The sequence below is a fragment of the Actinomadura xylanilytica genome (assembly GCF_030283145.1).
Classification (GTDB): domain Bacteria; phylum Actinomycetota; class Actinomycetes; order Streptosporangiales; family Streptosporangiaceae; genus Spirillospora; species Spirillospora xylanilytica.
In genome coordinates this window covers 1051507-1073414 of sequence record NZ_JASNWE010000002.1, presented here as the reverse complement: position 1 = coordinate 1073414, position 21908 = coordinate 1051507, and the positions used below count along the sequence as shown (strand labels likewise).

Genomic DNA, 21908 nt, shown 5'->3' with positions numbered 1-21908 from the left:
TTCCGAGCAAAGCGGTTGCCCACCTGGGCCCGCGCCTCCGGCCCGCTCCGAAAACCGGCGCTACCGGCCGGTGTGGGTCCCCCTGCGCGGAGGGCGGGCTTCAAGGGATACTGACCGTGGACGGCATGCCATGCCCGGACCTCGCGCCAAGGCCCTGACCTGCGGTGCGGGCGTGCGGGCGCACCCGCCCGGTCGGACGCCCGGCGGCACCACTGCGTACGAAAGGATCGACCATGCCCATCGCGACCCCTGAGGTCTACGCGGAGATGCTCGACCGTGCCAAGCGGGAAGGTTTCGCCTACCCCGCCATCAACGTGACGTCCAGCCAGACGCTCAACGCGGCGCTGCGCGGCTTCGCGGAGGCGGAGAGCGACGGGATCGTCCAGGTGTCCACCGGCGGCGCGGAGTACCTGTCCGGCTCCACCGTGAAGGACATGGTGGTCGGCTCGACCGCGCTGGCCGAGTACGCCCGGGTGGTGGCGGCCCACTACCCCGTCAACATCGCGCTGCACACCGACCACTGCCCCAAGGACAAGCTCGACGGGTTCATCCGCCCGCTGATCAAGATCTCGCAGGAGCGGGTGGCGCGCGGCGAGGAGCCGCTGTTCCAGTCGCACATGTGGGACGGGTCGGCGGTCCCGCTGGACGAGAACCTGGAGATCGCCGCCGAGCTGCTGGAGGAGTGCGCCAAGGCCCGGATCATCATGGAGATGGAGATCGGCGTCGTCGGCGGCGAGGAGGACGGCGTCGCCCACGAGATCAACGAGAAGCTGTACACGACCCCGGGCGACGCGCTGGCCACCGCCGCGGCCGTCGGGGTGGGCGAGAAGGGCCGCTACATCCTGGCGGCGACCTTCGGCAACGTGCACGGCGTCTACAAGCCGGGCGCGGTGAAGCTGCGTCCCGCGGTGCTCAAGGAGATCCAGGACGCGGTCGGCGCCGAGTACGGCAAGGACCGCCCGTTCGACCTGGTCTTCCACGGCGGTTCGGGCTCCACCCCCGAGGAGATCGCCGAGGCGGTCGACTACGGCGTGATCAAGATGAACATCGACACCGACACCCAGTACGCCTTCACCCGGCCGATCGCCGACCACATGCTCCGCAACTACGACGGGGTGCTGAAGATCGACGGCGAGGTCGGCAACAAGAAGCAGTACGACCCGCGCTCCTACGGCAAGGCGGCCGAGACCGCGATGGCCGCGCGCATCGTCCAGGCCGCCGAGAACCTCGCCTCGGCCGGCAAGCGGATCAAGTAGCGGTCGACGGGTCCGGCGGACGGCGGTCCGCCCGACCTGCGGACGGGGCCCGGGGCGACGACGCTCCGGGCCCCATTTCGTCCGCTAATGCGTTGTTTGATGCAACCGGGGTAGTGTCGGGATCGTGGCGTTGCCCCGCACCTACGCATCGCAGAACTGCTCGGTCGCCCGCTCGCTCGAAGTCGTCGGCGACCGCTGGACCATGCTGGTGATCCGCAGCGCCTTCGAGGGCGTGCGGCGCTTCGACGACTTCCAGGACGCGCTCGGCGTCGCCCGCAACGTGCTGGCCGACCGGCTGGGCCGACTGTGCGACGAGGGGGTCCTCCGCCGCGTCCCGTACCAGGAACGGCCCGAGCGGTACGAGTACCGGCTGACCCGCAAGGGCGTCGAGCTCTGGCCGACGATCATGACGCTGCTGCACTGGGGCGACCGCCACTACGCACCGGACGGCCCGCCGGCGGTGATCGTCCATCGCGGCTGCGGCGGCGCGATGGGCGAACGGCTGACCTGCGCCTCCTGCGGCGCGCGGCTCGAACCGTCCGACGTGGAGCCGCGCCCCGGCCCCGGCGCCTGACCCGTCGCCCGGGCCCAGGTTGAAAGGCACTCCCCGACCCGACTTACGATGACCCGCATGACCCAGAACCTGCTCGGCGGCCCGCTCCCGACCGAACTCCCGGACAACGCCCCGGCCCGCGAGGCGCTCGAGGGCGGTGTCGACCCGGTCGAGGTGGCCGCGCGCCACCCCGAGCACCCCGCCGCCTGGGCCGCGCTGGCCGATCGCGCCTTCGCGGCCGGCGCCGTCATCGAGTCCTACGCCTACGCGCGCACCGGCTACCACCGCGGGCTCGACCAGCTCCGCCGGGCGGGCTGGAAGGGCCACGGCCCGATCCCCTGGGAGCACGAGGCCAACCGCGGCTTCCTGCGCGCCCTGAACGCCCTCGGACGGGCCGCGGCGGCGATCGGGGAGGACGGGGAGGCCGAGCGCTGCAAGACGTTCCTGCGCGACAGCAGCCCCGCCGCAGCCGACGCCCTCGCCGCCTGATCCACCCCCCTCCCCGCGACGCGCGGTTTCTTCAGTGCCCGTGGCCAGGTACGATTTGATCGCAAGAGGCCCCTTCGCGCTTGCGGATTCTTCTGGGGGAGACCACCCGAAGGCCCCGCGCGGCACACGGGGCCTTCGTCGTGGGAAGGGAAAGTGGCATGCCTGCCATCGTTCTTGTCGGAGCCCAATGGGGAGATGAGGGCAAGGGCAAGGCCACCGACCTGCTCGGCGGGGACGTCGATTACGTCGTCCGCTATCAAGGTGGCAACAACGCCGGGCACACCGTGGTCATCGGCGACAAGAGCTACGCGCTGCACCTGCTGCCCTCGGGGGTGCTGTCCCCCGACGTGGTGCCGGTGATCGGCAACGGCGTGGTGATCGACCCCGGCGTGCTGCTGGCGGAGATCGACGGGCTCAAGGCGCGCGGGATCGGCTGCGAGCGCCTGCTGATCTCGGGCAACGCGCATTTGATCATGCCGCACCACCGGGCCCTCGACAAGGTGACCGAGCGGTACCTGGGCAAGGCCCGGATCGGCACCACCGGGCGCGGCATCGGCCCGGCCTACGCCGACAAGATCAACCGGATGGGCGTCCGGGTGCAGGACCTGTTCGACCCGAGCATCCTCACGCAGAAGATCGACCTGTCGCTGCGCGAGAAGAACCAGGTGCTCAGCAAGGTCTACAACCGGCGCCGCATCGAGACCGGCCCGATCGTGCAGGAGTACCTCGCCTACGGCGAGCGGCTCAAGCCGTACGTGGCCGACACCGCGCTCGTGCTCAACAAGGCCCTGGAGGACGACAAGGTCGTCCTGCTGGAGGGCGCGCAGGGCACGCTGCTCGACATCGACCACGGCACCTACCCGTTCGTCACCTCGTCCAGCCCGACCTCGGGCGGCGCGTGCGCGGGCTCCGGCGTCGGGCCCACCCGGATCAACCGGGTGATCGGCATCCTCAAGGCCTACACCACCCGGGTCGGGTCGGGGCCGTTCCCGACCGAGCTGCTCGACGAGTGGGGCGAGTTCCTGCGCACCACCGGCGGCGAGTACGGCGTGACCACCGGCCGCGACCGCCGCTGCGGCTGGTTCGACGCGGTGATCGCCCGCTACGCCACCCGGGTCAACGGGGTCACCGACTACTTCCTCACCAAGCTCGATGTGCTGTCCGGCCTGGAGCGGGTGCCGGTGTGCGTCGGCTACGAGATCGACGGCGTCCGGCACGACGAGATGCCCACCACGCAGACCGAGTTCCACCACGCCAAGCCCGTCCTGGAGTACTTCGACGGCTGGCAGGAGGACATCACCCAGGCCAAGACGTTCGACGACCTGCCCGCCAACGCGCAGGCCTACGTCCGGGCGCTGGAAGACCTGGCGGGCGCGCAGATCTCCGCCATCGGGGTGGGCCCCGGCCGCGACCAGACCCTGTCGCTGCGACCGCTGATCTGACCCCGCCGCGCTCGCGCGGCCCCGATCCGACCCTGCTACCGCATGGTCACCTGCCGAACGCGCCCGGACGGCTCCCGGGCGCGTTCGGCGTTTTCTCGCCCGTCCGCCCCTGAGCATCCGGTCGCCGGCGGTAGCGTGCCTGCGTGAAATCCAGGGGGGCGGCCGTCGAACTGCACGGTCATCGGGGCGCCCGGGGGCTCCGTCCAGAGAACACCCTGCCCGGCTTCGCGCACGCGCTGGAGCTCGGGGTGGACGCGATCGAGCTCGACGCCGGGCTGACCGCCGACGGCGTGGTCGTGCTCAACCACGATCAGGTGCTGTCGCCGGTGAACCTCGCCGACACGGGCCCGGTCCGTCCGGGCGACCCGGCGTATCCGTACGTCGGCAGGGCCGTGCGCGAGCTGACGCTCGAGCAGCTCAGAACGGTGGACGCCGGGATCCGCAGGCCGGCCACCGCGGGCGACCCGTTCGTGTTCACCCAGCTACCGGTGCCGGGCACGCCGGTGCCGACGCTGGACGAGGCGTGCGCGCTCATCGGCGCCGCGGACGGGGTGCGTCTCGCGGTCGAGCTGAAGACCGACCCGGACTGGCCGGACGCGGAGGTGGCCCGGTTCACCGCCGCGGTCGCGGACGTCCTGGCGGCGCGCGGGCTGACCCGGCGGAGCCGGCTGCTCGCCTTCGACTGGCGGGTGCTGGTCGAGGCCCGCCGGTACGACCCGGCGTTCGGGCGGGTCGCGCTGATCGAGCGCAAGACCCTGGTGCCCGGGACGCGCTGGCTCGCCGGCCGCGGCCCCGGCGACCCGGTCGGCTCGGCGCTGGAGATCGGCGCCACCGCGCTGTCGCCCGAGCACCGCCTGGTCACGCCGGAGCTGGTGGCGGCGGCCGACCGGCTCTCCCTGCCGGTCGCGGTGTGGACGGTGAACGAGCCCGCGGAGATGGCCCGGTTCATCGGGTACGGGGTGGACGCGATCGTGACCGACCACCCGGACCGGCTGCGCGGCGTCCTCGCCGCGCACGGGCTGCCGCTGCCGGCTCAGAGCCAGCCGTTGCGGCGGAACCCGCGGTACAGCGACAGGCAGGCGATCGCGATGACCCCGAGGATCATCGGGTAGCCGAACTGCCACTTGGTCTCGGGCATGAAGTCGAAGTTCATCCCGTAGATCCCGGCGATCGCGGTCGGCACCATGAAGATCGCGCCCCAGGCGGAGATCTTGCGCATGTCCTGGTTGTCGGCGACCGTCACCTGGGTCATGTTCGCCTGGAGGATCGGGTTGAGCAGCTCGTCGTAGGACTCCACCTGCTCGCGGACCCGGGTCAGGTGGTCCTCGACGTCGCGCAGGTACTCCTTGATCTCGGTCGGCACGAACCGCCGGCCGGTCAGGTTGCGCAGCGGCCCGGCCAGCGGCCCGACCGCCCGCTTGAGCTGGATCACCTCGCGCTTGAGCTGGTAGATGCGGCGCGACTCGTCGGTGCGCTCGGGCGAGAACACCGCCTCCTCGACCTCGTCGATGTCGTCCTGGACGGCGTCGGCGACGCAGACGTACCCGTCGACGACCCGGTCGGCGACCGCGTGCACCACCGCGGCCGGGCCGAGGGCGAGCCGTCCGGCGTCGCCCTCCAGCCGCTCGCGGACGGAGCCGAGCTCGCCGTGCGGGCCGTGCCGGACCGTGACGACGAAGTCGGTGCCGCAGAACACCATGATCTCGCCGGTCTCGACGACCTCGGCGCCGTCCGGCCCGTCGGGCACGTAGCCGACGGTCTTCATCACGAAGAACTGCACGTCGTCGTAGCGCTCCAGCTTGGGCCGCTGGTGCGCGTGGATGGCGTCCTCCACCGCGAGCGGGTGCAGCCCGAACACCTCGGCCAGCTCGGCGAGCTCGGTCGCCGATGGCTCGTGCAGACCGACCCAGACGAATCCGGCGCTGTCGCCGTTCGGGGTGAGCCGCCCGTCCCGGATCAGCCGGACGGCGTCGTCGACGGTGCCGGTACAGACGCGGTGGCCGTCGATGTAGGCGGCCCAGTCGATGACGGCCGAATCGCGGCGGCGCACCTGGGAGGGCACGCTGTGGGGGCGTCCGCGCGTCTTGAACAGCGACATCGTCGCGCGACCGGGGCGGACTCGTGTCATGGCCATGCGGTGCTCCTAACCCGCCGGCCACACGCGCTCAGCGCGCGCTCAACCCTGCCTGTCAGCGAAGGGAGCGCGCGGGAGCCATGGCCGGACGCCGTGCAGAGGCGGACGGTTGTGCAGTCACGTTCGGACTGTGAGGGTTCTCCGGCGAACTGCAAGTATCACCAGGACTCATCCCGACCACCTCCTTTCGCGGCTGGACGTCAGGCCACAAGTCGTGAAGCTTACCAGCCGACAATTAAGACGCCGCGGACATCGCCCAGGTTGCCCTCCGGCGAATGTGATCCGGCCTACACCGCGACGCCGCAAGGGCTGGAGGCGCGTCCGAGGCCGACGCCATCCCGGGACGACGGCCCGTCTCCTGCACAACGCGCGGACACCAGGCCGATATGCCCAGTAAGCTCGCTCGACGTGCGAGTACTCCTCCTTGGCTCGGGCGGCCGCGAGCATGCGCTCGCCCGCGCCCTGCATCGCGACCCCGCCGTCACCGCCCTGCACTGCGCGCCGGGCAATCCCGGCACCGCGGGGATCGCCGACAACCACCAGCTCGATCCGACCGATCCGGTCGCGGTGACCGAGCTGGCCGAGCGGCTCGCGATCGAGCTAGTCGTGGTCGGCCCGGAGGCGGTGCTGGTCGCGGGGGTCGGCGACGCGCTGCGCACGGCCGGGATCCCCTGCTTCGGCCCCGACCGGGAGGCCGCCCGGATCGAGGGCTCCAAGGCGTTCGCCAAGGAGATCATGGCGGCGGCCGGGGTGCCGACCGCCGCCGCCCGGGTCTGCGACTCCGCCGCCGAGGTCGGCGCGGCGCTGGCCGAGTTCGGCCCCCCGTACGTGGTGAAGGACGACGGGCTCGCGGCCGGCAAGGGCGTGGTGGTCACGGGCGACCGGGACGCCGCCGCCGCGCACGCCGCCGAATGTGACCGAGTGGTCATCGAGGAGTTCCTGGACGGCCCCGAGGTCTCCCTGTTCGCGCTCTGCGACGGGGTGCACGCGATCCCGCTGCTGCCCGCCCAGGACTTCAAGCGCGCCCACGACGGCGACGCGGGCCCCAACACCGGCGGGATGGGCGCCTACACGCCGCTGCCGTGGGCGCCGGACGGCCTCGTCGACGAGGTGATGGCGACCGTCGTCCAGCCCACCCTCGACGAGCTGCGCCGCCGCGGCACCCCGTACGTGGGGGTCCTGTACGCCGGGCTCGCCCTGACGTCCAAGGGCGTCCGCGTGGTGGAGTTCAACGCCCGGTTCGGCGACCCCGAGACCCAGGTCGTCCTCGACCGCCTCGCCACCCCGCTCGCCGGGCTGCTCCAGGCGTGCGCGATCGGCGGGCTCGACCCGGCGTTCCGGCCCGAGTGGCACCCCGGCGCGGCCGTGACGGTCGTGGTCGCCGCGGAGGGCTACCCGGCCGCACCGGTGAAGGGCGACGCGATCGGCGGGCTCGACGAGGCGGCTCAGGTCCCCGGAGCGTACGTGCTGCACGCCGGCACGGCCCTGGACGCCGGTGGCCGGCCGGTGGCGAACGGCGGCCGGGTGCTCAGCGTCGTCGGCGGCGGGCCCGACCTCGCGACCGCCCGCGCCGCCGCCTACGAGGCCGTCGCGCACATCACCCTGCGCGGCTCGCACCACCGTTCCGACATCGCGCTCTAGGCAGTACCCGGGTCGCCGACGCGTCAACGGGCGCGACCTGGGACAATCAGCGGTGTGATTGAGCGCTACACCCTTCCGGAGATGGGCCGCGTCTGGAGTGACGCGCACAAGTACGAGCTGTGGTGCCAGGTGGAGACCCTCGTGGTCGAAGCCCACGCCGAGGCCGGCACGATCCCGGCGGAGGTGGTGGAGCCGGTGCGCAAGGCCCCGCCGCCGACCCCGGAGGCCGTGCACGAGATCGAGGCGGTCACCCAGCACGACGTGATCGCGTTCCTGTCGGCCTGGGCCGACAACACCGAGCCGCGCGAGGCGGCCCGGTTCGTGCACTTCGGCATGACCTCGTCCGACCTGCTCGACACCGCCCTGGCGCTCCAGCTGGTCGAGGCGACCGACCTGCTGCTGGCCAAGGCCGACACGCTGGTCGGGACGCTGCGCGACCACGCCGACGAGCACCGCGCCACCCTGCGCGTCGGCCGCACCCACGGCATCCACGGCGAGCCCGACGTGTGGGGGCACCGGGTGGCCGACTTCGCGTTCGCCATGGCCCGGTCCCGCGACCGGCTGCGGCGGGCCCGCGAGGCGGTCGGCGTGATGGCGATCTCCGGCGCGGTCGGCACCTACTCCAACATCGACCCCGAGATCGAGCGGCACGTCGCGCGCCGGCTCGGGCTGGAGTGCGCCGAGGTGTCCACGCAGGTGGTGCTGCGCGACGGGATCAGCGAGTGGGCGTCCAGCCTGGCGATCATGGCCACGGTGTGCGAGGCGATCGCGCTGGAGGTCCGGCACGGGCAGCGCACCGAGGTGCGCGAGCTGTGGGAGCCGTTCGGCAAGGGCCAGAAGGGCTCGTCGGCGATGCCGCACAAGAAGAACCCGATCATCTCCGAGCGGCTGGCCGGGATGGCGCGGATCGTGCGGGCGCAGATCGTCCCGGTGATGGAGGGCATCCCGCTCTGGCACGAGCGCGACATCTCGCACTCCTCGACCGAGCGGATCGCGCTGCCGGACGCCTCGATCGCGCTCGACTACATGCTGAGCCTGACCGACCGGCTGATGTCCGGGCTGGTCGTGGACGGCGACCGGATGCTCGCCAACCTGGAGTCGACCGGCGGGCTGATCTACACCTCCACCGTGCTGCTGGAGCTGGTCGAGGGCGGGATGTCCCGCGACGACGAGGCGTACCCGCTGATCCAGAAGGCCGCGATGGCGACCTGGGAGACCGGCGTCCCCTTCCGCGAGACGCTGCGCACGCACGCGGCCGAGGCGGGGCTGGCGCTCGACGAGGCGCGGCTCGACGAGGTGTGCCGGCCCGAGCGGTTCGTCGAGCGGCTCGACTCGATGTTCGTCCGGCTGGCCTCACTCACCTGACCGCCGGGAGGGTCCGTTGGCCGCGAGGCTGACCGAGCTGAACGCCTACCCGCTCAAGAGCGGGGGCGGCACCGCGCTGCACACCGCCGAGCTGGCCTTCAGCGGGCTGCGGCACGACCGCGAGTTCATGCTCGTCGCCCCTGAGGGACGTTTCCTGTCCCAGCGCGACCACCCCCGGATGGCGCTGCTGCGCCCGGTGTACGACGGCGTGGTCCTCACCGTCGCCGCGCCGGGCGCCGCCACGCTCGTCCACAAGCCGGTGGACGACGGTCCGGTGCTCGACGTGACCGTCCAGAGGACGTCCTGCCAGGGCGTCGACCAGGGCGACGCCGCCGCCCGCTGGTTCGCGGCGCTGCTCGGCGCCGAGTGCCGGCTGGTGCGCTTCACCGGGCACCGGCCGACCTCGCGCGGCGGCGGCGAGGTGATGTTCGCCGACGGCTACCCGCTGCTGGTGCTCTCCGCCGAGTCCCTGGACGACCTCAACGGGCGGCTGGACACGCCGCTGCCGATGGACCGGTTCCGGCCCAGCCTCGTCGTCGAGGGGCTCGGCGCGTTCGGCGAGGACGCGGCGCGGCTGCTGCGGGTCGGGCCGGCGGTGGTCGAGCTGGTCAAGCCGTGCACCCGCTGCGTGATCATCACGACCGACCAGGCCACCGGCGAGCGGGGCCGCGAGCCGCTGCGCACCCTGGCCACCTACCGCGGCGTCCGGCGCGGCATCGCGTTCGGCCAGAACGCGGTCGTCCGCGAGCCGGGCGTCCTCACCGTCGGCGACCCGGTGGAGGTCCTGGAACCGGTGGACGGGCCCGATCAGCCGACGACCTCGCCGGTCTCCTCGCCGTAGCGGTCGAGCATGGCGGTCGGCACGATCTCGACGACCACGCCGGGCATCGCGGCGAGCGGCGTGACCGAGGCCCGCGGGACCAGCGCGGCGACCAGCTCGTCGAGCGCTTCGGCCGGAACGCCGACCGACAGCGCCGCCGCGTCCGGCTGCTCGATGACCGGGGCGTCGGACGGGTGGAAGCGGAGCCTGGTGTCGTCGGTCTGGAGGACCAGGGCGCGGCCGAACGGCAGCCGCCCGCGCAGCGTCTGGCCGACCGAGGCGGCCTGGAGGGCACCGATCCGGAGGGTCGTGGTCGCGCCGTCCCGCTCCCAGTGGGCCTTGTTGACGTACAGCGTGCCGCTGGTGGAGCCGTCGCGCTCGATGCCCGCCTGGACGGCGGCGGCCACCTCGGGGTCACCGAGCAGCGAACGCCGGTCGAGGTCGGTGGTGTAGAGCGGCATCCGGGGGGCCAGCAGCTCCATCAGGGCGACCGCGTTCCACCGTTGCAGCGCCTCGTACTCCTCGGCGGCCAGCCCGACGATCTGGAGGAACTCGACCCGTCCGTGCGGGGTGGAGATCCCGCCGAGCTCGGGGTCGGGGACGAAGCCGATGGCGCGGATCTCGGAGTCGTCCCGCTCGGAGGCGATCGGCCCGTTCACGTTCATGTGGTGGCCGGGCTCGAACCAGTTGCCGGAGTTGTAGACGTACCGGGCCAGGTTCTGGAGGAAGCTCAGCGCCCAGGCCGGGGGCGTCGTCTCGGCGGGGTCGCGGACCAGCCGGAACGTGAACTCGAAGCCCCAGCCCGACTCCTGGAGGTCGTCGGACTCCTTGCTGTACAGCTCGGTCATGCCGTAGGAGACGAAGTGCCAGTGCGGCACCGGCTCGGTGCGCGGGTAGGCGCTGATGCCGTCCAGCGGGTCCGGGCCGCCGAGCGACCACCTGAGCAGCGTGCCGTAGTGCGCCGGCTCCTGGTCGCCGTAGATGCGCCGGAGCGCCGCGTCGATGGCCTCCCAGCCGGGCGATTCGTCCATGGTCGATCACCCTAGACCCCACCGCCTGGCCCTATGTCGGAAATGGCCCCCGGCCCGTCCGGACCGGGCGATCCGGAGGCGCGCCACGGCCCGCGCGCCGGACACCACACTCCCGCCTCGGTGGTTTACTGGGATCACGTCGGCGCCTAGGGGGACACCGTTCGGCGCGCTCAGCCCTCGTGATCCGCCCTCGTGATCCGCCGTTCCGGTCGAACGGGCGGACCAGGCAGCCCCACTTGATCCGGTACGCACCGTATACCCGCAGCTAAGGAGTAAGGCGGCATGAGCATGGGCCACGAGGTTCGCTACCGCGTGCGCGGAGGCCGGCGACTGCACGGCACCGTATTCATCCAGGGCGCCAAGAACGCGGTCCTGCCGATGATCGGCGCCTCGCTGATGGCGGCCAAGGGCCGCACCGTCCTGCGCAACGTCCCGATCATCGAGGACGTCCGGCGGGCGGTCGAGCTCGCCCAGGCCATCGGGGCCAAGGCCGAGCTGCACGAGAACGAGCGCACGCTGGTCATCGACGCGTCCACGCTGAACAGCCCGGTGCTGCCGGCCGACATCGCCGCCCGGTTCCGGGGCTCGTTCCTGTTCGTGCCGGCACTGCTGCACCGGCTCGGCGAGGCGGTCATCGAGGGCGTCGGCGGCTGCAACCTCGGCAGCCGCAACCTCGACTTCCACTACAACGGCTTCAAGCGGATGGGCGCCACGGTCACCGAGCAGGTGGCCGACAACGGCGACGGCATCATCCACATCAAGGCCGGCAACCTGCGCGGCGGCACGCTCTACTGCGACACCCCTTCGCACACCGGCACCGAGAACCTGATCATGGCCGCCGCGATGGCGCACGGCACCACGCTGATCAAGAACGCGGCGCTGGAGCCCGAGGTGCTGGACAACATCGCCTTCCTCCAGGCGATGGGCGCCCGGATCAGCGGCGGCGGCACCGGGTTCGTCACCGTCGAGGGCGTCAAGGAGCTCACCGCGGTCGAGCACACCGTGATGCCCGACCGGATCGACGCGGGCGTGTTCGTGATGGCCGCCGCGATCACCGGCGGCGACCTCAACCTCGTCGGCGCCACCCTGGAGCACCTCGGCGTGGCCGCCGACAAGCTCGAGCAGATGGGGCTGGAGTTCCACCAGCAGGGCGCGGTGCTCCAGGTGCGGCGCGACCGGGCGCTCCGCCCGATCAACGTGATCACCGACGAGTACCCGGGCTTCGCCACCGACCTCCAGTCGCCGATCATGGCGCTGTCCTGCCTGGCCGACGGGCCGTCCTACATCTACGAGCGGATCTTCGACGGACGGTTCAAGCTCGCCGACGAGCTCGGCAAGATGGGCGCCGACATCGACGTCGACGGCAACCGCGCCAAGGTGAACGGGCCGAACCGGCTGCGCGGCGCCGTGGTCGAGGCGCACGACCTGCGCTGCGGCAGCGCGCTGGTGCTGGCCGGGCTCGCCGCCGAGGGCGAGACCACCATCACCTCCGCCTACTACCTCGACCGCGGGCACGCGCACACCGCCGAGCGGCTGTCCCGGCTCGGCGCCGACATCGTCCGCGAGGCCGACTGAGGGCCTGCCCGTGATCGGCTGACGACCGTCCGAATCCGGCCGTTCTGACTCGGTAAAAATTCACCGGGTCAGGGGAAGTCAGGGCCGCGCAAGCGGATCACTCGTCTTTCCGGCGGAACGGGAGTCGGGACGGGCGGCTTTCGGCCAAGGCGTAAACCAATCGGACACCGCAGGGGTCTCTCCAGTGCGCATCGGCGCCAGGAGAGGCCCCTTGCGTTGTTTTCGGGTCTTGTTTTTCGACTTCGGACGACCCAAGATGCAGGATCAAGACTGGCCGATTGGTGACAAATTACTGACCAAGGGGTCCCGTAGGTTACTTTTTCGCCGCACTCTTGATTCGATTTCGCGTCTGGGCGTCACACCTCGTCGCCCTGACCCGATCTGCCCACTGAGGAACGAATCGCACGGGAACTGCGGTGCTGGGTCAGAAGGCAGGGGCGACAAGCCATGAGTCAACCGTTGGGCGGAGCGTGCGCGAACGCATGGGCGGGGCAGGACCCCCGCCAAGAGTCTGGGCCGGAAACGAGCGGTCGCCGATGACGGCCGCGCGGACGGGAGCGGTGACACCCGACCTCACGATCGGTGTCGTGGGCCCGCATGACCTGGTGGAGCGGGTCATGCTGATGGGCCACGGCCCCACGCCGGTGCCGAGCCGGCTGGTGGCCGCCGCATATCGAGACGAACAGGAGGCGGCCGACAAGGTCGTGCGGCTGGGATCGGGCGTGGACGTGTGCCTGTTCGCCAGCCCGGTGCCGTACGACTTCGCCCGCAAGGCGGGCGTTCTGACCATGCCGGCGACCTATGTGCCGCTGAACGGGGCCGCGCTCCAGGGCGCGTTACTCCGGGCGGCTCTGGACGAGCGCTTCGACCCGTCCAGGGTGAGCATCGACGTGCTCGGACGGGCCGAGGTCGAGGAGGCGTACTCCGAGATCAGCCTCGGCACCGAGCAGGTGCACCTGCGCGAGGAGGCGGCCGGGCCGGGCACGCTGGCCGCCTTCCACGAGCGATTGTGGCGGCGCGGCGCGACGACGGTCGCGATGACCTGCGTGCACGCCACCGCCGAGCGGATGGAGATGGCCGGCGTGCCGACCATCCGGGTCCGCCCGACCGGCGCGGCCATCCGCAGCTCGTTGCAGACCGCGGCGCTGCTCGGCGCCCATCACCGTCTCGAGGAGTCACAGCTCGTGGTGGTGCTGGTCGACGTGCCGACGCTGCGCGAGACCCCGCGCCGCGTCACCCCGCGGTACTGGCGCGACGAGCTCAAGCTGGCGCTGCACCGGGTGCTGCTCCAGGAGGCGCACCGGATGAACGCCTCGGTGTGGCCGCTGGACGACCACAGCTACCTGGTCATCGCCACCCGGGGCTCGGTCACCGCCTCCACCGAGGGGTTCCGCACCCCGCCGTTCGTGGAGCGGGTCCGCGAGGAGCTCGGGCTGGCCATCGAGGTCGGCATCGGGATGGGCCGCACCGCGCACGAGGCCGAGAACCACGCCCGTGCCGCACTGGCCCGCTCGCAGAGCTCGCAGCGCGCGCAGGGCTTCGCGCTCGACCGGGACGGCCGGGCCCTGGTGCCCGCGCCGCGCACGCCCCCGCGCGCGCAGCCGCAGGCCAAGCCGAAGGGCCTGGAGATCCTCGCCCGGCTCGCCGACAAGCTCGGCGACCAGGAGCAGCCGCTGATCGTCGACGCGGAGAACGCCGGGAAGATGCTCGGCGTGACCCCGCGCACCGCCCGGCGGCTGCTGCGCACCCTCGTGGAGGAGGGACTCGCCTGGCCCCTGCCGCCCAACCGGACCCCGCAACCGGGCCGGCCGCGGCAGCTCTACCGGCTGATCGTCGAGAAGCTGGGGCCGAAGACGGGCACCTGACCCGGCACACGTGATCATGCAGTGGGCGTTCCGTACGGGGACGGCGCGCCCCACTGCGTGATCACGCAGCCGGGCCGGGGACGGCGGCCCGTCAGTTGCGGTACGGGAGGGCGCGGGCGACCGCGAGGAACGCCTCGTTCTCCTCCGCCGAGCCGATCGACACGCGCGCCCCCTCGCCGGCGAAGGGACGGACGCTGACGCCCCGCGCATTGCACGCCTCGGAGAACTCCAGGGTGCGTTCTCCGAGCCGCAGCCAGACGAAGTTGCCCTCGCTGGGGGGCAGGGTCCAGCCGTCGGCCGCCAGCGCGTTGTGGACGCGCTCACGCTCCTTCACGGTGCCCTCGACGCGCTCCGCCAGCTCGCCGGCCGCGGCCAGCGAGGCGATGCCCGCGGCCTGGGCCACGGAGTTGACGCAGAACGGCAGGAACGTCTTGCGGATCGCGCCGGCCACCTCGGGGTGCGCCACCAGGAAGCCGATCCGGAGCCCGGCCAGGCCGTACGCCTTGGAGAAGGTGCGCAGGACGGCCAGGTTGGGGCGGTCGCCGTAGAGCTCGAGCCCGTCGGGCACGTCCGGGTCCTGGACGTACTCGCGGTACGCCTCGTCCAGCACGACCAGGCAGTCGTCGGGGACCCGGTCGAGGAAGGCCTCCAGCCGGGCGCGGCCGACGACGGTGCCGGTCGGGTTGTTGGGGTTGCAGACCAGGATCAGCCGGGTGTGCTCGGTGATAGCGTCGGCCATCGCCTCGAGGTCGTGCGTCTCGTCGCGCAGCGGGACCTGGACGCCCGTGGCGCCCGACAGCGCCACCAGCAGCGGGTAGGCCTCGAACGAGCGCCACGCGTACAGCACCTCGGCGCCGGGCTCGGCGACGGCCGAGAGCAGCATCTGGGTGACCCCGACCGAGCCGCAGCCGAGCGCGACGTGGCTCGCGGGCACGCCGTACTCGGCGCTGATCGCCTCGGTGAGGGCGGCGGCGCTGTTGTCGGGGTAGCGGTTGACGTCGCGGGCCGCCTCGGCGATCGCCTCCAGCACCGAGGGCAGCGGACCGTGCGGCGACTCGTTGGACGACAGCTTGTAGGAGCGTCCCTCGGGCGACACCACGGCCTTGCCCGGCTGGTAGGCCGCGAACCGGTCGAGGACGGAGCGGAAGCGCGGAGTGGTTGCCTCAGGCACCGTGGTCCTCCAGGTTGAACGGGGTGGTGATCCCCAGCCTAAAGGGGCGGGTGCTCAGCTCTCGCCCGGCCCGCGCAGCATCCAGCACACCGCGACGATCCGGACGAACTCCCAGTCGGAGGTGCTCTCGGGCCACCAGCCCCGCCGGAAGGCGTCCTCGGCGAAGGTGTGCAGGTATCCCATCAGCTCGTCCGGCCCCGGGGTGCCCACCTGCTCCCGCACGGCGGACACGTGCTGGTCGACCGCGGCGGCCAGGCCGGGGGAGGCGGACATCTCCGCCATGCCGGCGTCCCCGATGTCCCGGACGAGGAGCCCCAGCTCTTCGGACATTTCGCCATCCATGGGATTAAAAGCTAGCAATTCCCGCGCGATGCGTGCGCCACCGACCACCCCGCCGGCGGCCGGAACCCCCTGACCGGACGGTCTAGGGCCGGTTTCAACGCGCCTCAGCCGTAGCGCGAGCGCGTTACCTGGCCGGTGGGGCAAAGCCGGAGGCGAGCCCCACCCGCCAGATCGCGAAGCGATGTCGCGCTCGCCCAAGCACGGTCGGCGTCCGAGCCCTAGGCGAGGACGCCGGGCCGGGCGTTGGAAACACGGCCTAAGAGAGCGGCTGGCCGGGCCGGGGGCGGAGCATCGGCGGCCGGAGCTGCTCGGCGTCGCCGCGCATGTACAGCCGGGCCGGACGGCCGCCGTCGCGGGTCGTGGAGTGGCCCGTCGGGATCAGGAACCGGTCGGCGCCGGTGACCTTCCGGTGGAAGTTCCGCGGGTCGAGCCCGGTGCCCCACACGATCTCGTAGACCCGGCGCAGCTCGGCCACGGTGAACTCGGGCGGGCAGAACGCGGCGGCGAGCGAGGTGTACTCCAGCTTGGCGCGGGCCCGCTCCATCCCGTCGCAGAGGATGCGGCGGTGGTCGAACGCGGCGCGGTCGCGGTGGGTCAGCTCGTCGACCGCCGTCCACAGCACCTGCGCGCGGCTGGAGGCGGGCAGGTCGGGGGCCAGGCCCAGGTAGGCGACGCTGACCACGCGCTGCCGCGGGTCGCGGTCGGGGTAGCCGTAGGTGGCGAGCTGCTCCAGGTGGATGCGCACGTCGGCGAGGCCCGCGCGGTCGGCCATCAGGCGGGACGCGGCGGCGGGCAGGTCCTCGTCGAGCTGGATGAAGCCGCCGGGCAGCGACCAGGCGTCGTCGTAGGGGGGACGGTCGCGGCGCCACGTCAGCGCGCACAGCCGCTGCTCACGGACGGTGAGCACGACGAGATCGACGGTGACGGCGAGCCGCGGCACGGACATGCCCACGAACTTAGTGGGCGCGCCCCGCTGATGAGACCAGGACGGCCTCCGGCCGAAAGTCCGAAACCCCGTCCCAGGACGCCCGTACGGGCGTCCTGGGCGGGGTCGCGGTGGCTGCTCGGGGGGTCACTCGTCCTTGGCGGTGGGGGTGGTGTCGAGCTGCGGGACGACGCCGTTCTGCCCGGTCTGGCTGTTCTGGCCGTTCTGGCCGCCCGTGCCGGTGCTCATGCCGGACAGCAGGTTGCGGGCGAGCCCGAGGCCGGTGCCGCCGAGCGTGAGCGCCTTGGCGAGCATGTCCTCGACGCCGTCGGCGCCGTTGAGCACGACCATGTTGTCGACGTTGCCGAAGACCTTCGCGCCGGCCTCGACGATCTGCGGCCACTGCTCGGCGAGCTGCTGGGCGATGACCGCATCGGTGTTCTGCGCCAGCGCGTCGGCACGGGCCTTGATCGCGTCGGCCTCGGCGATGCCCTTCTTGCGGGTGGCGTCGGCCTGCGCCTCACCGATCAGCCGGGTCGCCTCGGCCTCCCGCTGCGCCTTGAGCTGCACCTCGGTCGCGGCGGCCTGGGCGTAGGAGATGCGCTCGTCGCGCTCGGCCTCGGCCAGCTTGATCTGCTCGTACGCGCGCGCGTCGGCGGGCTTGCGGATCTCGCTCTCCAGCCGCTTCTCGGTGCGCTCGGCCTCCAGCTCGGCGTTGCGGGTCTCCTTGAGGATGACCTCCTGCCGGGCCTGCTGCGCGGCCTGGCTGACCTGGCCCTCGTACTCGGCCTTCTTGATCTCGGTCTCCCGGATCACCGCGGCGTTCTGCCGCATCGTCTCCTGCTCGCGCTGGGTGGCCTCCTGGTCGCGCTCGGCCTCGGCGATGCGGGCGGCGGCGGCGACCTTGGCGGCGTGCGGGCGGCCAAGGTTGGTGATGTAGCCGGTCTCGTCGTCGATCTCCTGTATCTGGAGGGAGTCGACCACCAGCCCGAGCTTGCTCATCTCGTCGGCGGCGGAGCTGCGCGTCTCGCTGGTCAGCCGCTCGCGGTTGAGGATCAGGTCCTCGACGGTGAGGTTGCCGATGATCGAGCGCAGGTGCCCGGTGAACAGCTCGTGGATCGCCCCGTCCATCGAGCCCTGCTGCTCCAGGAAGCGGCGGGCGGCGTTGGCGATGGAGACGAAGTCGTCGCCGACCTTGTAGATCACCACACCGCGGACCTTCACCGGGATGCCCTGCTGGGTGACGCAGTTGACCTCGAGGTTGGCGCCCCGGCTGTCGAGCCGGAGCCGGCGGGCGACCTGGAATCCGGGCAGCACCGAGGTGCCCTTACCGGTGATGATCTTGAAGCCGAGGCTGTCGACCCCGTCGATCGGCTTGGACCTGGCCCCCAGCCCGGAAATGATCAACGCCTCGTTCGGTTCGGCGACCCGCCAGACCATCTTGAACAGCACGATCAACACGATGATGGCGACGACGACTGCGATCGCCACTGCGGCTATGGGCATGCGACCTCCTCCTCGGTCCGGCGACGGCTTCGCTGCTCAAATATCGGACAACGCTCCCACATAGACGCAGCGGGGACCGCGACGGTTCGCCCAGATCAGGAGGATATTGACAGGAAACGGTCAGCCAAGCGCCTGCGCCACGTACACCGTGCGCGGCGGGTGGTACTCGACCACGACCACGATCGTCCCCACCGTGATCTCCTCCCGCGGGTCGACCGGATGGGCGTAGAACGCCTCGGCTCCGCCGCGGATCGGGATCATCACCTCGCCGACCAGCCCGGGGCCGATCCTGCCGGTGACCCGGCCCTCCCTGCCGATCAAAGGAACTCCCGCTCGCTCACCTGGTCCGGCGGCGGCTGCCGCGCCGGTGCGCGGTGCGTCCGCGCCGTGTACGGGCACGCTATCCGTTGGGGGAGACGCACCGCGAGTGTCGATGGCGGACGGACACCGAAGGGCGCCGCGGGACGGCGCGGGACGTCGGCGGGACGTCGGCGGGACGCGGTCAGGGCAGGATGCGCTGCGCCTGCGCGAGAGAGCGCCGGGCCAGGTCCTCGGCGTCCGCGCGGGTGGCCTTCGGGCCGAACACGCTGACCGTGGCCAGGAAGCGGCGGCCCTGCATGACCACGTACCAGGTCCGGGTGTAGGAGTCGGCGCCGGTGGTCGCCACCCCGACCGTCCGGGAGCCCTCCCCGATCCTCCCGGGCGGCGACTCGACCACCCGGTGCGAGGCCCACTGCTCGCCGAGCCGGGTCCGGAACGTCAGGCAGCCGGCGGGGACTCGGGACTTGACCTGGTTCGCCGCCGTGCCGGCGGGCGGGGCCATCAGGGTCTCGGTGACGGTCTGCCCGTCCTTCCTGGCGAACGAGGCGAGCGCCGCCGGCACGCCCCTGCCGATCAGCGGGGCGCTGGGGCCGCCCGTCCCGCCGTTGGCACAGCGCGGCTTGTCCAGCTTCACCTGCCGCTGGAGCCGGTCGTAGTTCTGGATCGCCTTGAGCGTGCCGTACTCGCCGGAATCGGGCTCGGCCGCCCGCCGGTACCCGGGGACCTCGAAGAGCAGCGCCTGTTCGAGCTGGTCGGCGGTGTAGCCGGCGTCCGAGGACGCCGCCCGGCCGCCGGTACGGGACTGTCCGGTATCGCCGTCGCCATCGCCCCCGCCGCAGGCGGTGGCCGCAGCGGCCACGGCCGTGAGCGTCGCGATCGGGAGGAGCCAGTGGGCCATGTCGGCGACCCTACGGCGCACTCACCACAAGTCCGTGCAGACGACACGCACTTGGGGCAAGCCCATGCGGATAGTGCGACTGCGACGGGTCGGACACCCGCGAGCGGGACAAGGTCTCAGGGCGAACGTGGGGGCTGCGGGGGGGCCGGGGCTGCTGCGGCGGCGGGGTCAGCCGGCGTGGTTGGCGCGGTCGTTGTAGGTGCCCGCATACTCCTGGCCGGACAGCTTGTTGATGGTCTCGACGATCTCGTCGGTGATGGCGCGGCGGGCCTTGGCCGGGGGCAGATCGCCGTAGTGGGAGAAGTCCATCGGCGGGCCGATCCGGACGGTGGGGCGCGGGCCGAAGATGCGCGGCCTGGACGCGCCGATCGGCTGGATCTTCTCGGTGCCCGCCAGGCCCACCGGCAGGACCCGGGCACCGGAGGCCAGCACCAGCCAGCCGACGCCGGTGCGGCCCCGGTAGAGGCGGCCGTCGGGGGACCGGGTGCCCTCGGGGTAGATCGCGAACGCGCCGCTGTTGTCCAGCACGTCGCCGGCCTGCTCCAGCGCGCCCATCGCGGCCCGCTGGGCGCCGCGCTTGACCGGGACGTGCCCGAGGTTGGTGAAGAACCAGCGGATGAAGCCCTTCTTCAGCCCGCCGCCCTCGAAGTAGTCGGCCTTGGCGATGTAGGTGACCGGGCGCGGGATCGCCAGCGGGATGATGAAGCTGTCGATGAACGACAGGTGGTTGCTGGCCACGATCAACGGCCCGTAGTGCGGGACGTTCTCTCCCCCTTCGACCTTGGGGCGGAAAAGCAGCCACAGGATCGGACGCACCACGCGCGTCATGAACGTATAGAACACCCAGCCTCCAGAATTCGGCACCGCCACTGTAACGTCTGCGGCGATCCCGACCCGCATACCGCCCTTCTTGGCGCCCGCCGAGGGGGCCGGAAATGGCCTGTGTGCAGGTCACAAGGCCGGTCGGTGACATATCCCACGACGGTGTCCACGTCCTGGACTTCGCCGGTATTGGGCCGGCGGACGGGTCCGCCCGGCCATTCTTACTGATTAGTAGGTTTCTCCCGAGTAGGTTTTTCGGCGGTTTCCCGCCGCCGTGGCAGAAGGTCCCGCGACCCTGGCGGGGGCGCGGGACACGGGGCCGGCGGGAAGGGTCAGCGGCGGACGCCGAGGGCCCGGGTGACCGTGCTGAACAGCCCGGTCTGGTCGGTCACGCCCACCACGTTCGCGGCCTGCGGGCCGGAGGCGGCGATGCGGACCTGGGTGCCGGTGTGCTCCTGCGACGCGCCTGCCGGGTTGGTCGCGTAGTTCATCTTCATCTGCGCGCCGTCGGCGGTGATCAGCGTCGCCGTCTGGCCGGGGCTCTCGGCCTCCAGCGGGATGATCTGGCTGGTGTGGCCGTGGTCGGCGGTGGTCACCACCAGGGTGTCCGGGTGCTTGCGCGCGTAGTCCTGGGCGAGCTTGACGGTGTTGTCGAACTCGATGGTCTCGCCGATCTGGCCGCACGGGTCGGCGTCGTGGTCGCGCTTGTCGATCGAGGCGCCCTCGATCTGGAGGAAGAAGCCGCGCTTGGCCCGCTTGGTCTGGGCGTCCAGCGTGCTGATCGCCTTGCTCGCCATCTGGGTCAGGTGCGGGCCGGAGAACGCGTCGTTCGGCGTGCACTTGGACGGCGCGGTCCCGCCGACCTTGGCGGCCGGGCCGGTCAGCTCCTGCTGCATCGTCCCGTCGGCGAACAGGCCGAGCGTCTTGCCGGACGGCCGGGCCGCGTTGAGCCCGGCGGCGTCGGTGACGACGTTGTAGCCGGCCGCCCTGGCCTGGTCGATCACCGTCTTGCCCTTGAACCTGCCGGACTTGACGGTCTGCGCGAAGCGCGCCTTGCCGCCGCCGAAGTACAGGTCGGCGCCGGTCTGCACCTGCTGCTCGGCGATCGAGCCCGCGCCGCCGTTGGCCTTGTCGTTGGACGGGCACGCCTTCATGTCGCCGGGGCCCTGGCAGGAGCGGTCCACCACGTGCGCGGCGAGCACGCCCGGGGTGGCGTCGGTCAGCTCGGCCGTCGTCACGTCACCGGTGCGGAAGCCGGCCCGCTTGGCCAGTTCCAGGATCGTGCTCTTGGGCTTGCCGTCGGGCGTCACCGAGATCGCGCCGTTGTACGACTTGTGCCCGGTGGCCCAGCCCGTGCCGCTCGCCGCGGAGTCGGTGACGTAGTCGGGCAGCTTGGGGTCGTCCTTCTGGAGCGCGTACGTCGTGTACGCGCCGGTCAGCGGGAGCCGGTCCATGTTGAGGCGGCCGGCGGCGCCCTTGGCGTAGTTGCGGGCGGCGGTGATCTCCGAGTCGCCCATGCCGTCGCCGATCAGCAGGATGACGTTGCGCGCCGTGCCTCCCTTGACCGCGGCGCGCACGTCCTTGGTGCGGTCTCCGTTCGAGGCCCCGGCGATGCCGGTTCCGAGCGCGCCCGCGGCGACTCCCGCCGCGAGCGTGATCGCGGCGACACGCCGCGTCCTTCCAGCCGTAGACACCGGCTGACCTCCCCTTATATGGATTTCTCAGAGCAGGGACAGACGACCAGCCGGAGAT

General features: G+C 71.9%; 20 protein-coding genes. 10 read left to right on the top strand and 10 right to left on the bottom strand.

What is annotated here, in order from left to right:
• Positions 1-233: 233 nt before the first annotated feature.
• The 5 genes from fbaA (at position 234) to QP090_RS16140 (ending at position 4852) form a co-directional block, all read left to right on the top strand.
• A complete protein-coding gene (fbaA, locus tag QP090_RS16160) occupies positions 234-1256 on the top strand; it encodes a class II fructose-bisphosphate aldolase (RefSeq protein WP_285939699.1) in 1023 nt (340 codons plus the stop codon).
• 124 nt (positions 1257-1380) lie between these two features.
• Positions 1381-1830 carry a winged helix-turn-helix transcriptional regulator gene (locus QP090_RS16155; RefSeq protein ID WP_285939697.1) on the top strand — a complete coding sequence of 150 codons (450 nt, stop codon included), beginning with the start codon at positions 1381-1383 and terminating at the stop codon, positions 1828-1830.
• 48 nt (positions 1831-1878) lie between these two features.
• Positions 1879-2298, top strand: a complete 420-nt coding sequence (locus QP090_RS16150) for a DUF3151 domain-containing protein (RefSeq protein WP_285939696.1) — start codon at positions 1879-1881, stop codon at positions 2296-2298.
• Positions 2299-2456: 158 nt separating this feature from the next.
• Positions 2457-3740 carry an adenylosuccinate synthase gene (locus QP090_RS16145; RefSeq protein WP_285939695.1) on the top strand — a complete coding sequence of 428 codons (1284 nt, stop codon included), beginning with the start codon at positions 2457-2459 and terminating at the stop codon, positions 3738-3740.
• Positions 3741-3883: 143 nt separating this feature from the next.
• Positions 3884-4852 carry a glycerophosphodiester phosphodiesterase family protein gene (locus QP090_RS16140; RefSeq protein WP_285939693.1) on the top strand — a complete coding sequence of 323 codons (969 nt, stop codon included), beginning with the start codon at positions 3884-3886 and terminating at the stop codon, positions 4850-4852.
• Here the strand turns inward: QP090_RS16140 and corA are convergent.
• Entirely contained in the window at positions 4774-5874 is a 1101-nt protein-coding gene (gene corA / locus QP090_RS16135; protein ID WP_285939692.1) for a magnesium/cobalt transporter CorA, read from the bottom strand. The genes QP090_RS16140 and corA overlap by 79 nt on opposite strands.
• Before the next feature lie 408 nt (positions 5875-6282).
• Between corA and purD the strand changes: the two genes are divergently transcribed.
• From purD to QP090_RS16120, 3 genes are read left to right on the top strand one after another with little or no spacing between them, the layout of a single operon-like run.
• A complete protein-coding gene (purD, locus tag QP090_RS16130) occupies positions 6283-7515 on the top strand; it encodes a phosphoribosylamine--glycine ligase (protein ID WP_285939690.1) in 1233 nt (410 codons plus the stop codon).
• 54 nt (positions 7516-7569) lie between these two features.
• Positions 7570-8880 carry an adenylosuccinate lyase gene (gene purB, locus QP090_RS16125; RefSeq protein WP_285939688.1) on the top strand — a complete coding sequence of 437 codons (1311 nt, stop codon included), beginning with the start codon at positions 7570-7572 and terminating at the stop codon, positions 8878-8880.
• Positions 8881-8896: 16 nt separating this feature from the next.
• Complete coding sequence (locus QP090_RS16120) at positions 8897-9721, top strand: MOSC domain-containing protein (RefSeq protein WP_285939687.1); 825 nt, start codon at positions 8897-8899, stop codon at positions 9719-9721.
• Here QP090_RS16120 and QP090_RS16115 read toward each other — a convergent pair.
• A complete protein-coding gene (locus QP090_RS16115; protein ID WP_285939685.1) occupies positions 9688-10731 on the bottom strand; it encodes a suppressor of fused domain protein in 1044 nt (347 codons plus the stop codon). The genes QP090_RS16120 and QP090_RS16115 overlap by 34 nt on opposite strands.
• Before the next feature lie 288 nt (positions 10732-11019).
• Here QP090_RS16115 and murA point away from each other — a divergent pair, with 288 nt between their 5' ends.
• Both murA and QP090_RS16105 read left to right on the top strand, forming a co-directional pair.
• Positions 11020-12306 carry a UDP-N-acetylglucosamine 1-carboxyvinyltransferase gene (gene murA / locus QP090_RS16110; RefSeq protein ID WP_285940096.1) on the top strand — a complete coding sequence of 429 codons (1287 nt, stop codon included), beginning with the start codon at positions 11020-11022 and terminating at the stop codon, positions 12304-12306.
• Positions 12307-12908: 602 nt separating this feature from the next.
• Positions 12909-14171, top strand: coding sequence for a transcriptional regulator (locus QP090_RS16105; protein WP_432763055.1), 1263 nt, complete (start codon positions 12909-12911; stop codon positions 14169-14171).
• Positions 14172-14262: 91 nt separating this feature from the next.
• Here the strand turns inward: QP090_RS16105 and hisC are convergent, their stop codons facing one another.
• The 8 genes from hisC to QP090_RS16065 all read right to left on the bottom strand — a co-directional run bounded on the left by hisC (position 14263) and on the right by QP090_RS16065 (position 21850).
• On the bottom strand, positions 14263-15342 hold the full coding sequence (gene hisC / locus QP090_RS16100) for a histidinol-phosphate transaminase (protein WP_285939681.1): 1080 nt from the start codon (positions 15340-15342) through the stop codon (positions 14263-14265).
• Positions 15343-15396: 54 nt separating this feature from the next.
• A complete protein-coding gene (locus QP090_RS16095) occupies positions 15397-15672 on the bottom strand; it encodes a DUF6401 family natural product biosynthesis protein (RefSeq protein WP_285939680.1) in 276 nt (91 codons plus the stop codon).
• Positions 15673-15940: 268 nt separating this feature from the next.
• Positions 15941-16630, bottom strand: coding sequence for an NUDIX hydrolase (locus QP090_RS16090; protein ID WP_285939679.1), 690 nt, complete (start codon positions 16628-16630; stop codon positions 15941-15943).
• 126 nt (positions 16631-16756) lie between these two features.
• Positions 16757-18115: an SPFH domain-containing protein gene (locus QP090_RS16085; protein ID WP_285939678.1), complete on the bottom strand. Its 1359-nt coding sequence runs from the start codon at positions 18113-18115 to the stop codon at positions 16757-16759.
• A gap of 120 nt (positions 18116-18235) precedes the next feature.
• Entirely contained in the window at positions 18236-18436 is a 201-nt protein-coding gene (locus tag QP090_RS16080; RefSeq protein ID WP_285939676.1) for an NfeD C-terminal domain-containing protein, read from the bottom strand.
• Positions 18437-18617: 181 nt separating this feature from the next.
• On the bottom strand, positions 18618-19334 hold the full coding sequence (locus QP090_RS16075) for a hypothetical protein (protein WP_285939675.1): 717 nt from the start codon (positions 19332-19334) through the stop codon (positions 18618-18620).
• A 168-nt stretch (positions 19335-19502) separates the two neighbouring features.
• Positions 19503-20177, bottom strand: a complete 675-nt coding sequence (locus tag QP090_RS16070) for a lysophospholipid acyltransferase family protein (protein ID WP_432763054.1) — start codon at positions 20175-20177, stop codon at positions 19503-19505.
• Positions 20178-20488: 311 nt separating this feature from the next.
• A complete protein-coding gene (locus QP090_RS16065; RefSeq protein WP_285939672.1) occupies positions 20489-21850 on the bottom strand; it encodes an alkaline phosphatase in 1362 nt (453 codons plus the stop codon).
• Positions 21851-21908: the final 58 nt, after the last annotated feature.